At 31.9% G+C, this 13,132-nt stretch carries 11 protein-coding genes and 1 pseudogene; 1 reads left to right on the top strand and 11 read right to left on the bottom strand.

Annotated features, from left to right (window positions below; genetic code table 11):
* Positions 1 to 4 precede the first annotated feature (4 nt).
* The 8 genes and pseudogenes from BOW57_RS10485 to BOW57_RS10520 form a co-directional block, all read right to left on the bottom strand.
* A complete protein-coding gene (locus BOW57_RS10485) occupies positions 5 to 1,318 on the bottom strand; it encodes a nucleotide sugar dehydrogenase (RefSeq protein ID WP_164973692.1) in 1,314 nt (437 codons plus the stop codon).
* A gap of 269 nt (positions 1,319 to 1,587) precedes the next feature.
* Positions 1,588 to 2,052 (bottom strand): UpxY family transcription antiterminator, encoded by a 465-nt coding sequence (locus BOW57_RS10490; RefSeq protein ID WP_129054118.1) that lies wholly within the window; start codon positions 2,050 to 2,052, stop codon positions 1,588 to 1,590.
* An 85-nt stretch (positions 2,053 to 2,137) separates the two neighbouring features.
* On the bottom strand, positions 2,138 to 3,529 hold the full coding sequence (locus tag BOW57_RS10495) for a nucleotide sugar dehydrogenase (RefSeq protein WP_129054121.1): 1,392 nt from the start codon (positions 3,527 to 3,529) through the stop codon (positions 2,138 to 2,140).
* Positions 3,530 to 3,551: 22 nt separating this feature from the next.
* Positions 3,552 to 4,516: pseudogene (locus BOW57_RS10500) on the bottom strand (NAD-dependent epimerase/dehydratase family protein).
* Between the two features lie 8 nt (positions 4,517 to 4,524).
* A complete protein-coding gene (locus BOW57_RS10505) occupies positions 4,525 to 6,975 on the bottom strand; it encodes a polysaccharide biosynthesis tyrosine autokinase (RefSeq protein WP_129054124.1) in 2,451 nt (816 codons plus the stop codon).
* A gap of 15 nt (positions 6,976 to 6,990) precedes the next feature.
* On the bottom strand, positions 6,991 to 7,782 hold the full coding sequence (locus BOW57_RS10510) for a polysaccharide biosynthesis/export family protein (protein WP_129054126.1): 792 nt from the start codon (positions 7,780 to 7,782) through the stop codon (positions 6,991 to 6,993).
* Between the two features lie 65 nt (positions 7,783 to 7,847).
* Complete coding sequence (gene recR / locus BOW57_RS10515) at positions 7,848 to 8,468, bottom strand: recombination mediator RecR (RefSeq protein WP_129054127.1); 621 nt, start codon at positions 8,466 to 8,468, stop codon at positions 7,848 to 7,850.
* Between the two features lie 159 nt (positions 8,469 to 8,627).
* Positions 8,628 to 8,993, bottom strand: a complete 366-nt coding sequence (locus BOW57_RS10520; RefSeq protein WP_089055315.1) for a CoA-binding protein — start codon at positions 8,991 to 8,993, stop codon at positions 8,628 to 8,630.
* 153 nt (positions 8,994 to 9,146) lie between these two features.
* On the opposite strand from BOW57_RS10520, the gene BOW57_RS10525 reads away from it, so the two are divergent.
* Entirely contained in the window at positions 9,147 to 9,776 is a 630-nt protein-coding gene (locus tag BOW57_RS10525) for a MarC family NAAT transporter (protein WP_089055316.1), read from the top strand.
* Positions 9,777 to 9,854: 78 nt separating this feature from the next.
* Here the strand turns inward: BOW57_RS10525 and ctlX are convergent, their stop codons facing one another.
* From ctlX to BOW57_RS10540, 3 genes are all read right to left on the bottom strand, one after another.
* A complete protein-coding gene (gene ctlX / locus BOW57_RS10530; protein ID WP_129054129.1) occupies positions 9,855 to 10,790 on the bottom strand; it encodes a citrulline utilization hydrolase CtlX in 936 nt (311 codons plus the stop codon).
* Between the two features lie 69 nt (positions 10,791 to 10,859).
* The gene (locus BOW57_RS10535; RefSeq protein ID WP_129054132.1) at positions 10,860 to 11,774 is read right to left on the bottom strand and encodes a dimethylarginine dimethylaminohydrolase family protein; all 915 of its coding nucleotides are present in this window, start codon (positions 11,772 to 11,774) and stop codon (positions 10,860 to 10,862) included.
* A 63-nt stretch (positions 11,775 to 11,837) separates the two neighbouring features.
* Positions 11,838 to 13,115, bottom strand: coding sequence for a citrate synthase (locus BOW57_RS10540; RefSeq protein WP_089055319.1), 1,278 nt, complete (start codon positions 13,113 to 13,115; stop codon positions 11,838 to 11,840).
* Between the last annotated feature and the right edge of the window lie 17 nt (positions 13,116 to 13,132).

The following is a 13,132-nucleotide window of genomic DNA, read 5'->3' on the forward strand; positions in this document are numbered from 1 at the left end:
ACTACTATAGCCTATTATCAACTATAGTACCCAAAACTCCTTTTATATTATATAATAAACTATTCTCCTTTTGAAATTTTGCAAATTCTAGTTTTAAAAATTCAGCATGTTCGACTCCTAAAACAATTGCATCAAATTTTTCTTCTGGAGCAAAATTTATTGTTTCTAATTTATATTCTTTTTCGACCTCTTCAACATTTGCTAAAGGATCGTAAATTGTAACTACTATTTCGTATTCTTTTAATGCTTTTACAACATCAACAATCTTTGTGTTCCGAACATCGGGACAATTTTCTTTAAACGTAATTCCAAGCATCAACAGATTTGCTCCATTCACAGAAATTCTCTTTTTTATCATTAACTTCACGATTTGTGAAGCAACATATTCTCCCATACTGTCATTTAAACGTCGTCCTGCCAAAATTATTTCAGGATGATATCCAAATTCTTGTGCTCTTTGCGCTAAATAATAAGGATCTACACCAATACAGTGCCCTCCAACAAGCCCTGGCTTAAACGATAAAAAATTCCATTTTGTTGCTGCTGTAGCCAATACATCTTGCGTATCAATATTCATTAAATTGAATATTTTTGCTAATTCATTAACAAATGCAATATTTATATCTCTTTGGGAATTTTCGATAACTTTAGCTGCTTCTGCAACTTTAACGGTTGGAGCTAAGTGAGTCCCTGCAATAATTACAGATTTATAAAGGGCATTGACTTTTAAACCAATTTCAGGGGGTGAGCCAGAAGTTACTTTTAATTTTTTTTCAACAGTATATTCTTTATCGCCTGGATTAATTCTTTCTGGTGAATATCCCGCGAAGAAATCTTCATTAAATTTTAATCCTGAAACTCTTTCTAAAACCGGAACACATTGTTCTTCCGTAACACTTGGATAAACTGTCGATTCATAGATTACGATATCTCCCTTTTTTAATACTTTGCCAATCGACTCGCTTGATTTATATAATGGTGTTAAATCTGGACGATTGTTTTTATCGACTGGAGTAGGAACTGTAACAATGAAATAATTACAATTTGAAATATCCTTGAGTGAGTCTGTGCAGAACAGACCAATTTCATTAGAAGGTGAATCTAACAGTACTTTTTTCAAAGTATCAACATCGACTTCTAAAATTGAATCAATTCCAGAGTTTAAACTTTCAACCCTTGATTTGTTTATATCAAACCCAACAACTGAGTATTTTGTAGCAAATAGCCTAGCAAGTGGCAAGCCAACATAACCTAACCCGATAACAGCTATCTTTATGTTTTCTTCCAATTCTACTCCTTTTTTATAAGTTTCATTCATCAAAAATCACGGCTTCGCCACTCTGAACCACATAGTTTTGGCACAGATACTCTAATTTCATTTTCGGCAAATATAAGATAATAAGTCAATTTATTCAATACGGTTTCCCGTAATACTAATAAATCTGACAAATAAAAAAACACGACACTTTTCAAACACCTACAAATCAACCTGTAAGAAATTCCATTTCAAAAAAAGCAGAAGATAAAACTTCATTTTTGAAGTTTCAACTCCCGCTTTTCAGTACTTGATTGCTTAATTAATCTATTTTACTTATACTTTATCTTCAACACACAACCTAAAGATTCAAGAACCAAAATATAATGGGTATTGGATACTTCTTGTACTATTGCACTTTGATTACTAAAAGCCCCAGATTCCAACTTTATACGGTCTCCAACTTGAATTGAACTCACAGAAACTTCAGCAATATTAGAAGCCTTAAGACTATCTTTAATACTTTTAATTTCCTCATCCCTAACAATAGCTGGTTTACCCAGCCAAAACAAATACCTGACTACTCCTGCAATTTGAAAAACAGAATTGCGATCACCTTCCTGTAATTGCACAAAAACATACGAATTAAAAAGCGGCACCTCAATCTTTTTCTTTCTGTCCGACCATTGTTTCACTTGAGTAACTATAGGACAATAACACTCAATTCCAATTTGAGTGAGCCTTTCTGCTACCTTTTTTTCCTGCTTAGGTTTTGTATATACTACGTACCAATTCATATTTTTTCTTTAAACTGAAACAAAATATTCAAAACCAACATTTATATTTATTTTCTTTTATTCTTACTTCAATTCCAATATTCAATTAAGAACCAATTCCTTTATAAATAAATCCGATTGCTTCTAATTCTTTTGCGTTTAGTATATTCCTACCATCAAAAACAAAAGCAGGCTTATGCATAGAATCATAAATTCTCTGCCAATTGCAAACTGTAAATTCATCCCATTCGGTTAAAACCGCAATGGCATGTGCTCCATTACAAGCGTCGTAAGCATCGTCAAATACAGCTAAAGCAGTATTATTTTCTTCTGCAGTTCTTGTTTCTAGATAATTTAAATCGCTCAACATTTTACTTTGTGAAACTTTTGGATCAAAAACTGAAATTTTGGCTTGTTCATTAATTAAGTCATCTGCCACATAAATAGCCGCAGATTCACGAGTATCATTAGTATCTTTCTTAAATGCCCAGCCTAAAAATGCAATTCTCTTATCTGCAACTGTATTGTATAGTGTTTGAACAATTTTATTTGAAAATCTTCTTTTTTGATGATCATTCATAATAATTACCTGCTCCCAATAATCTGCCACCTCATTTAAGCCATATGACTTTGCAATATACACTAAGTTCAAAATATCTTTTTGAAAACAAGAACCTCCAAAACCAACTGATGCTTTAAGAAATTTTGATCCAATTCGGCTGTCCATACCAATTGCCCTTGCAACTTCATTAACATCTGCACCTGTTTTCTCACATAATTCAGACATTGCATTTATTGATGAAATACGTTGTGCCAAAAATGCATTTGCTGTTAACTTAGATAATTCTGACGACCAAACATTAGTTGTCAAAATTTTATCTTTACTTACCCAATTTGCATAAACATCTACAAGGGCATTAATAGCCGCTTGACCTTCTGCAGTCGTATCTCCTCCGATTAAAATTCGATCCGGATTTAACAAATCTGTTACAGCAGTCCCTTCAGCTAAAAATTCAGGATTTGACAATATTTGAAACTGAACCCCATTTCCTGTATTATCTAAAATACTTTTTATTGCCTCAGCTGTTCGAACTGGCAAAGTAGACTTTTCTACAACTATTTTATTTTGTTTAGCCACTTTTGCAATTTGTCTGGCGCATAATTCAATATATTTTAAATCTGCCGCCATTCCTTTACCTTTACCATAGGTTTTAGTTGGCGTATTTACAGATATAAAAATAACCTGAGCTTCATCAATTGCTTTTTCAACTTCTGTTGAGAAGAAAAGATTTCTCCCTCTGGCTTCGGCAACAATTGCCGAAAGTCCTGGTTCATAAATTGGAATATTATCTGTATTTGGATCATTCCAATCTTTAATTCTTTGTTCGTTCAAATCAACAACTGTAACTTGAATATGTGGACATTTTTGTGCAATTACAGCCATTGTAGGCCCTCCTACATATCCGGCACCAATGCAGCAAATTTTTGTAACTTCCATTTACTTTTTTATTTTCTATATTTTATTTTAATTTATTCCAATACCACCTTACTGCTTCTTTTAATCCTTGTTGCAAAGAGAATTTCAGATTATATCCCAATATGTTTTTTGCTTTTTCTATACTGGCTAATGAATGCGGTATATCACCCGCTCTATTTACTCCATATATAATTTCAACATCAGTAATCTTAGCATCAAACTCAGATAAATATTCTTTTAAATCATTTAATGTATTACCCTCTCCAAAAGCAGTATTATAAACTGTATTTAAGGCCTTTTCATCCTGAATCATCATATCCAATTCATTCATCTAAATTACATTATCAATATAGGTAAAATCTCGTGAATAATTACCATCTCCATTAATTACTGGTCTATCATAATGCATTAACTGGATCACAAATTTAGGTATAACAGTCGCATAAGCACCATTTAGATCTTGTTTTCTTCCAAAAACATTAAAATAACGCAATCCGATAGTTTCTAAACCATATGTTTTACTAAAAATTTCTGCATATAACTCGTTTACATATTTAGTAATTGCATATGGAGATAATGACTTCCCAATGACTTCTTCAACTTTTGGAAGACCTTCAGAGTCTCCATATGTAGAAGAGCTTGCCGCATAAATAAAACACTTTACTTTTGCATCACGAGAAGCAACTAACATATTTAAAAAACATTTACATCATTTGTTGTAATTGGATCATTTATATACCTTGGAACAGAACCTAGTGCTGCTTGATGCAAAACATAATCAACCCCAGCAACCGCTAAGTTACAATCTTCAATATTTCTAATATCTCCTTCGATTAATCTGAAGTTTGGATTCTCTAAAAAATCTTTTAGATTCTGACGATGACCTGTTGAAAAATTATCTAAACAAACCACCTTATGTCCCAATCCTAAAAAATACTCAGATAAATTTGAGCCAATATAACCCGCTCCACCAGTTATTAAAATTGTATTCTGACTTGAAGTTTTCATACGTATAATTATTTTTTCTTGATTTTATTAGAGATTGCATTCAAAATTCCATTCTTCTTATCTTCATCATGATATCCATTGGCATAAGCACCATAGCCATAACCATATCCATATGCTGAACCATATTTAGCCTTGTTTTCATAGCTGTTCAAAATAATACTGGCGTTACTTATCTCTCTTCTTTCGATTCTATTATTCAGCAACGTAATCATATCTTTTTTAGTATAGTTTTGTCTGACAATATACAAAGTAACATCAGCATATTGAACTAATTCTAACGCATCTGACACCAAACCAACAGGAGGCGTGTCTAGAATAATATAATCATACTTTTTCTTTAACTCCTCAATCAATTCTCTCATTGAATCACTTAAAATCAACTCAGAAGGATTTGGCGGGATAGGCCCTGAAAGAATTACATCTAAATTTGCGATTTGCGATTTATTTACAATTTCATCTAGTGTATTCTGTTTTATTAAATAGCTTACTACACCCAACTGATTATTACCTAAATTAAATTCATCAGCCAATTTTGGCTTTCTTAAATCTAAACCAACAATAACGGTTTTCTTTTCGCTTAATGCAAATACTGTAGCAATATTTATCGAACAAAATGTTTTTCCTTCACCGCTTATCGAAGAAGTAACCATGAGTGTTTTCGAACCACTTACTTGTTGTCTTTTATACAAAAACTGCAAAGAAGAACGAATTCCTCTGAAAGCTTCTGATAGAGCAGATTTTGGCTTATCAAAAACTGCAAGTTTTACATCATCTTTATTAACTCCTATAACCCCAATTATGGGAATAGCAGTCAATTTAATAATATCTTCAATATTTTGGATAGAATTATTCAAAAAGAAAATTCCTAACACAAATAATAAAGGAATCAAAATACCTAAAAACAATGCTAATATATAATTTATAGAAGTTTTTGGACCAATTAATCCCTCGCCAATATCTTTTGCTGGGTCAATAAAATGAATATCTGATAAATTTGATGCTTTTACAATTTCTGCTTCATTTCTTTTTTGAAGAAATTCAGTATAAATATTATCATTTAAATCGTATTTTCTTTTAATTTTCAACAGTTCCTGTTGCTCTTCAGGAAGTCTTTTCACAGTACTTTCAGCCTGACTTATTTTAGTATTTACTAACGACAAATCATTTAACAATAAAGCATTTGCAGATGATACATTTTCAAGTAAAACACTTTTTACGGCCTGCATTTGGTTATCAAAATCTTTAAAAATCTTATCACTTTTTACCGCATACGCCATTTCTGAGCGCTGTGTCGAAAGCATAATAAGCTTTGATACATTAGTAACAATATTCTGGTCTTCAATTCCAGCAACTGATGGAGCTGGAAGCTTGGAATAATCTGTACTATTGTTCAAATATGTTTTTAAAGAATTATAATAAGAGATTTTTCTGGTGACTTGATCTTTTTCAACATCAAAATCCATTATTTTATTTGAGACTTTTACCCCGCCGTCTTCAATATTATATATATTTTTATCTTTTCTAAAAGATTTTAATTCATTACCCGTTTCTTTCAATTGATGTTCCATTGCGACAAGCGTACTATCAATAAAAGCTATTGTATTGTTAGCAAATTGATTTTTACCATCGAGCTGCATTTTAATCAGCATTTTCACTGTCGAGTTTAAATACTCAACCATTCTTGCTTTATTTGTACCCTGCATCCCTAAGGTCAATATAGACCCGCCGCCTTTATCACTATCAATGCTTATTCTTTTATAATTTGATACTGTATTGTCAAAGTCATTAAACTTTACAAAATATTCTTTCCCTTTATAAAAACCTGGGTTGTCATTAATTTGTAATTTCCAATTTAAAAAAGGCAAAGCTACCTGTTCTCCAACTTTATATTTTTTTACAAATGTAACTGGCTCCACAGAGGTAGTTTCATACGAATTACTAGAGTATTTAATTAATGAACCTGAATTATTTTCAAAAGGAATTTCAATTTGATATTCAGTTTCGCTTAAAAATTTAATTCCTATTAAAGTATTAGCAAGCTGCCCTTTCGTTTTATCAATACTTACATAAAAAGGAACAGCTCCGTAAGAATCTATTAAATTGTATTTTCCTTGTTGTAAATAGTCGATATAAAATTGTAACTTATCAACAACCAGCTCATTATGTGATCTTGACAGCAGGACTGTAGAAATTCCATTTACCTGATCTGAAATACCACCCCAATTAAACACCAAACTTGTATTTGAAGTAAAAAAGGGATTTCTTTCTTCTTTAATTGAGATCATTGTCTGCAATCCGTATATTTTTTCTTTTCGAATATTAACCTGATATGCAATTGTGAAAGCAATTATTAAACTAGCTAGAAACCATTTCCAATAACTTGCAATTTTTAATAAAACACCTTTAAAATCAAAACTTGCATGATTCTCGAAAAAGGAAAAATCTTTTATATCTAGCATCTACTGAATTAAGTTTTAATTTTTTATAATTAAATATACCGTAGTTGCCAATGACAGCAAGGTAATAATAGTTCCAATAGACTGGATTCCTGTTTGACCAGTTCCCCAAGTTTTTTGTTTAAGCGGCTTGACATATATATAATCGTTTGGCTGTAAATAATAGTAAGGTGACTTCATTACGTTTTTATCTGTCAAATCAATATCATTCATCTCAACACCTGTTGCAGTCTGACGAATAACGGTTACTGATTTTCTATTTCCAACGGTTGTAATATCTCCTGAATTAGCAATAGCTTCCATAATATTTACATGATCCTGAAACAACGTTTTTGTTCCCGTGCTGCCCACTTCTCCATTTATAGTATACCTAAAACCAGCCAATTTTACGGTTACAAAAATATTGGCTTCACTTTTAAAATACTCTTCAAGCAGTTGTTTTTCAATTTTAATACGAACTTCTTCTAGAGTATAACCCATTACATTAATTTCTCCCAATACAGGCACTCGAATATTTCCATGATCATCAACGGTAAAGCCATCAAAATATAATGATGACTCGGATTTTACAACATCCACATTATTTTCGGTTGTATTAAAAATCGACACCAGTTTAGGGTCTATTGCTTTTATGTTAATTTTTAAAATATCACTTACTTGCAGTCGATAAGGTTTTGATTGTACAACTGAAATATTACTTTGCTCAATTGATGTATTTTTATCTTGCAGATAAGTAAGGTCTTTCACCGGGATACAGGATGTAAATAACACGCTCAGTGATAACAATAAATAAAAGAACATTCTTGTCATTATTTTTTTTATCAACAAATATAGCTTTTCCTACAGCTTTATCAATAAAATTAATAGGAATTAACTTAATTGTTTTTAAATGTTTTTTCGAACGGAACTCGATGCAAAATACTTCTGCCTAGTGTAATCTCATCGGCGTATTCCAATTCATCTCCAACAGATATTCCTCTTGCAATTGTAGACAAAACGATTTCTGAATCCGCAATTTGTTTATAAATATAAAAATTCGTCGTATCTCCTTCCATAGTTGAACTTAATGCAAAAATAATCTCGATCACTTTCCCCGATCTTACTTTTTCAACTAAACTAGAAATATTTAACTGACTAGGTCCAACTCCTTCGATTGGAGAAATTTTACCTCCTAATACGTGATAAATCCCTTTATATTGTCCCGTATTTTCAATTGCCATTACATCCCGAATATCTTCGACTACACAAATTGTTTGGTGGTTTCTAAGTTGATTTGCACAAATTTCACAAACCTTTGTATCAGAAATATTATGACAACTTTCACAAAACTTAATATCCTCTCGCATATTTATCAATGCTTGAGACAAAAAGCCTGTTTGTTCTTTAGGCTGTTTTAATAAATGAAGCACCAATCGTAATGCCGTTCGCTTACCTATTCCAGGTAATTGCGACATTTCATTGACTGCTTTTTCTATTAATTTTGATGAAAATTCCATGATGACAAAAGTAATGGTTTAGTAATTTTTGGAAAAACTAAATCCGATATTTATGTTTATCTATTAACTGTTCTGATATTCTTTACGCCTCAGACAAACAATACACCTAAGATATTCAGAATTAAAACTTTAAACAACTCTATTAAGCACTATAAGAAACTAGTATTGATTTGTAGCTAATAATACTAACGTACAAGCAACTTCTGCTTTTATATTATTTAATTCTAACAATTGATACAATTCAGGATTTTCGGTTCCCGGATTAAAAACTACTCTTTTTGGTTGCGCTTCAATAATATAATTGTAATAATCGCGCTGACGAGCTGGATTCAAATAAAGTGTAACTGTATCAATATTCTTAACAGGTATCGCTTTAGTATAAATTTTCACCCCCGCAACTTCACCTGTATTTTGACCAATTGCTAAAACGGTATGTCCTTTTTGAACGAGCATATTTATCGCTTTAAAAGCGTAACGTTCTGGTTTTGTAGTTGCTCCCAGAACTAGTGTTTTTTTGTTTTTCATTGATTTTTAAATATGTCACAAAAGTAATTAAAAAGAACGAGGTTCGCTTTATGATATTGATTTAGAATTACTACTATTAAAAACAATATCATAAAGTTAATATGTTTCAAAATACTAAATTTTGATTATTTTTACTTCGCTAACCCACACTATATGGATTTATTCATTTATTTATTTGCCGCCCTTTTTTCTGTATTAAACCCAATTGGTACTGTCCCTATTTTTGTTGGACTAACACAGCATGATTCTCAAGAGGAGCGTTCTCGAATTTCGTTATGGACTGCTATAAATGTTTTTATCATTTTAATTGTTTCCTTTTTTATTGGCCAATATGTCTTAAGCTTTTTTGGAATTAGTATTGATGCACTTCGGATTGCTGGAGGTATTGTGATTGTAAACTCGGGATTTTCATTACTTTCTGGAAAAATTAATAAAAAACGAGGAATCAACAAAAAAGTTGAAACCGACGCCCAACAAAGAAATGATGTTGCTCTTACTCCATTAGCAATCCCAATGCTTGCTGGCCCAGGTTCTATCTCTTTATTGATTGCATTTTATCAAGAGCATCATGAAATGACAGAAATTATCATTTCATGTCTAGCTATTCTAGCAATTGCCGTTGCCATTTTTTTAATTTTAAAAAGCGCACATTATCTAGCACGAATCCTTGGAGCATCAGGAATTGTTGCAATCTCAAGAATTGTAGGTTTTATAGTTATCTCGATCGGAATTCAATATATTGTAAGCTCTATAATAAACATTGTAAAAGGAAATTTGATGTAACTTTTGGTTCAAATACATCAAAAAAAGGGATAAAAACAAAAACTGTTTTTATCCCTTTTTTTAAAACTTTAAAGCAATTTATTTTCTCGGTAGAAAAACTTCAGCCATCATACATCGTGCACTTCCACCACCGCAAGCCTCAATAGTATCTAAACTAGAGCTTAAAATCTCGGCATGCTTCTCTAATTGCTCAATTTGCTTAAGAGTTAAACTCTGATGTGCAGAAGCACTCATTACGATATATTTCTTATCGTTTGTACCTCTAACTTCCAACATATTGCCTGCAAAATTATTCACTTGAGCTTCTGTAATTAAAATGATTTCCTTTTTATCAGCTTTTAGATTTTCAAGAACCATTTTACGCTCTTTTTTATCATCAATTGAATCTGCACAAATTACAGCAAAGGTTTCTCCTAAACACATCATCACATTAGTGTGATAAATCAACTTGCGTTCACCATCAACAGTTTGAAAAGCTTCAAAAATTACTGGAGCATAATCAAAATCTTCACAAAATTCTATAAACAATTCTTCATCAGCACGAGGAGATAAAGCACAATATGCTTTTGCATTGGCACGATTTAAAAGTAAACTTCCAGTTCCTTCTAAAAAATAACCATCATCTTCTGCAGAAGTATAATCCATTATATTAGAAATTTCAAATCCCTTTTCTTCAAGGATATCTAAAATATCTTCGCGACGTTCCTGACGGCGATTTTCAGCAAACATAGGATAAAGTGCAACATCGCCATTTTCATGAAACGAAACCCAGTTGTTTGGAAAAATACTATCTGGAGTATCAGTTTCTAAAGTATCCTCTATAACCGTAACATCGACACCTACTGCTCTAAGTTTTTCTACAAAAGCATCAAACTCTTGTTGTGCTTTTGCGTTTACTGTACTTGGCAAAAGTCCATCTAATACTTTTTGATAATAATTATTTACAGCAGTCTGCTCATTCATTCTGAAAGCAACCGGCCGAATCATCACAATTGCATTTGTTGTTTGTTTCATTTTATATATTTTGTTTCAGGTTTTATGTCAGGTTAAGAAAAACTTGAAACCTGAAATTTAAAACGATATTTAATCTCTAATTAATGGCAAAGTTGAACATCTTAACAATCCTTCTTGTTTTGCAATTTCAGCATAAGGTATTTCTTCAACAATAAATCCGTTTGCTCGAAGCCAATTGTTTAATCGTGTGAAGTTTTTCTCGGAAACCACTACATTTTCATCAATTGAAAATACATTCGAAAACATATTATACATTTCATTTCTTTCGATATGAAATAAATTTTCTTTCCCAAAAAGGTTCACCAAATAAGTATAATCAGCTTCCTCACGAAAACCTCTTTTGTAGATAATCCCTTTATCTTTCCCTACAGGCTGAAAACAGCAATCTAAATGTAGTGCATTGTCACGTGCTTCTAATTTTGATTTGACTAAATCAAATTCCTTGACAATTTTATTAGGAAACAACTCTTTAATAAAATTGACACCTTGCATATTGGTTCTTGCAGTAATGTAATCCTTATAATCACTTCCTTTATAAGTTCCAATAAAAATATAATCATTCCATAACATAACGTCACCACCTTCGATATGAACTTCTTCGGGCGGACGAACTACTTTTAATGGATCGATTTGATCAATTATGTATTGAATTGCATCTAATTCACGCTCTCTATCAGGTAAAATATTCGATTTAACAAAAGTATCATCAATTACAAAACCAATATCTCTCGCAAAAATCTGATTGTAATTTTCAATCATTTCTGGACGATAAACTTTTACATCATACTTTTGAAAAACAACATTAAAAGCTTCCATCTCAGCAACCATATCTTTTTCAACCGGATATGTCCCTGCTTTAATATGTTCCAATGATTTAGGGTCATAGGCTTCATCTAAAGTTGGAGTTGGCCCATTATGAACCGCAGAACCCAAAACTACGGCCCGCAGTCTTGAAGTTTCGTTCTTTATATTTAATTGCAACATAATTCTATTATATTTTGAACAAAGATAAAAAAAGCTTTACAGTTAAGTAAAGCTTTAGTTTTTTTATTTATTAGACTTGAAGTCTCTTAAAGGGTGTCCAGTATAAATTTGTCTAGGCCTTCCAATTGGTTCTTTGTTTTCACGCATTTCTTTCCATTGTGCGATCCATCCTGGTAATCTTCCAATTGCAAACATTACTGTAAACATATCTGTAGGAATCCCTAATGCTCTGTAAATAATTCCAGAATAGAAATCTACGTTTGGATATAAGTTTCTTGATTTGAAGTATTCATCTTCAAGAGCAGCTGCCTCTAATTTTTTAGCAATTTCAAGAATTGGATCTTCAACACCTAAAGTTTCTAAAACTTCTTTAGCTGCTTTTTTAATGATTCTTGCTCTTGGATCAAAGTTTTTATAAACTCTATGACCAAATCCCATTAAACGGAAAGGATCATTTTTGTCTTTTGCTTTAGCTAAGAATTTATCAGTATCACCACCATCTTTATTAATTTCTTCTAACATTTCAAGCACTGCTTGGTTTGCACCACCATGAAGCGGCCCCCATAATGCAGAAACTCCTGCAGATATTGAAGCAAATAATCCAGCATGAGACGAACCTACCATTCTTACCGTTGAAGTAGAACAGTTTTGCTCGTGATCTGCGTGAAGAATAAACAATTTATCTAATGCATCAACTACAACAGGATTTGCTGAATAAGGTCCTGTAGGCAATTTAAACATTAATTGCATAAAGTTTTCTACATAACCCTGTGTATTATCATAATAATTCAATGGGTAACCCATCGATTTTCTATAAGTCCAAGTAGCAATTACAAGGAATTTACCCATTGTTTTGCAAATCGCCTCGTACATTTCTTTCTCATTCTCAACGTTTACTGCTTTTGGATTAAATGCTGTTAAAGCACTTGTCAAAGCAGATAAAACTCCCATTGGATGAGCTGTTTTTGGAAAACCATCAATGATATTTTTCATTTCTTCGTTTACCAAAGTATGTTTTTTGATACCATTTTCAAACTGCTCCAATTGTTGAGCAGTTGGTAATTCGCCAAAAATCAAAAGATAAGAAACCTCTAAAAAGTTAGCTTTTTCAGCTAAGTCTTCGATTGAATATCCTCTGTAACGTAAAATCCCTAATTCTCCATCCAAGAAAGTGATTTCACTTGTACAAGATCCAGAGTTTTTATAACCTGGGTCAATTGTAATAACACCAGTTAAATCACGTAATTTGTTAATATCGATAGCAGATTCATTTTCGCTTCCAGTAATTACAGGAAGTTCAATTTTCTTACCATCTACTTCTAATGTAGCTATTTTTGACATAATATAATCGGAAATAA

Origin of the sequence: Flavobacterium sp. YO64 (genome assembly GCF_004119505.1) — a bacterium.
GTDB lineage: Bacteria > Bacteroidota > Bacteroidia > Flavobacteriales > Flavobacteriaceae > Flavobacterium > Flavobacterium oncorhynchi.

Bases quoted from the DNA above. Each gene is read 5' to 3' on its own strand.
- BOW57_RS10485 (WP_164973692.1), bottom strand. From the start codon at position 1,318: ATGAATGAAACTTATAAAAAAGGAGTAGAATTGGAAGAAAACATAAAG.
- BOW57_RS10490 (WP_129054118.1), bottom strand. From the start codon at position 2,052: ATGAATTGGTACGTAGTATATACAAAACCTAAGCAGGAAAAAAAGGTA.
- BOW57_RS10495 (WP_129054121.1), bottom strand. From the start codon at position 3,529: ATGGAAGTTACAAAAATTTGCTGCATTGGTGCCGGATATGTAGGAGGG.
- BOW57_RS10505 (WP_129054124.1), bottom strand. From the start codon at position 6,975: ATGCTAGATATAAAAGATTTTTCCTTTTTCGAGAATCATGCAAGTTTT.
- BOW57_RS10510 (WP_129054126.1), bottom strand. From the start codon at position 7,782: ATGACAAGAATGTTCTTTTATTTATTGTTATCACTGAGCGTGTTATTT.
- recR (WP_129054127.1), bottom strand. From the start codon at position 8,468: ATGGAATTTTCATCAAAATTAATAGAAAAAGCAGTCAATGAAATGTCG.
- BOW57_RS10520 (WP_089055315.1), bottom strand. From the start codon at position 8,993: ATGAAAAACAAAAAAACACTAGTTCTGGGAGCAACTACAAAACCAGAA.
- BOW57_RS10525 (WP_089055316.1), top strand. From the start codon at position 9,147: ATGGATTTATTCATTTATTTATTTGCCGCCCTTTTTTCTGTATTAAAC.
- ctlX (WP_129054129.1), bottom strand. From the start codon at position 10,790: ATGAAACAAACAACAAATGCAATTGTGATGATTCGGCCGGTTGCTTTC.
- BOW57_RS10535 (WP_129054132.1), bottom strand. From the start codon at position 11,774: ATGTTGCAATTAAATATAAAGAACGAAACTTCAAGACTGCGGGCCGTA.
- BOW57_RS10540 (WP_089055319.1), bottom strand. From the start codon at position 13,115: ATGTCAAAAATAGCTACATTAGAAGTAGATGGTAAGAAAATTGAACTT.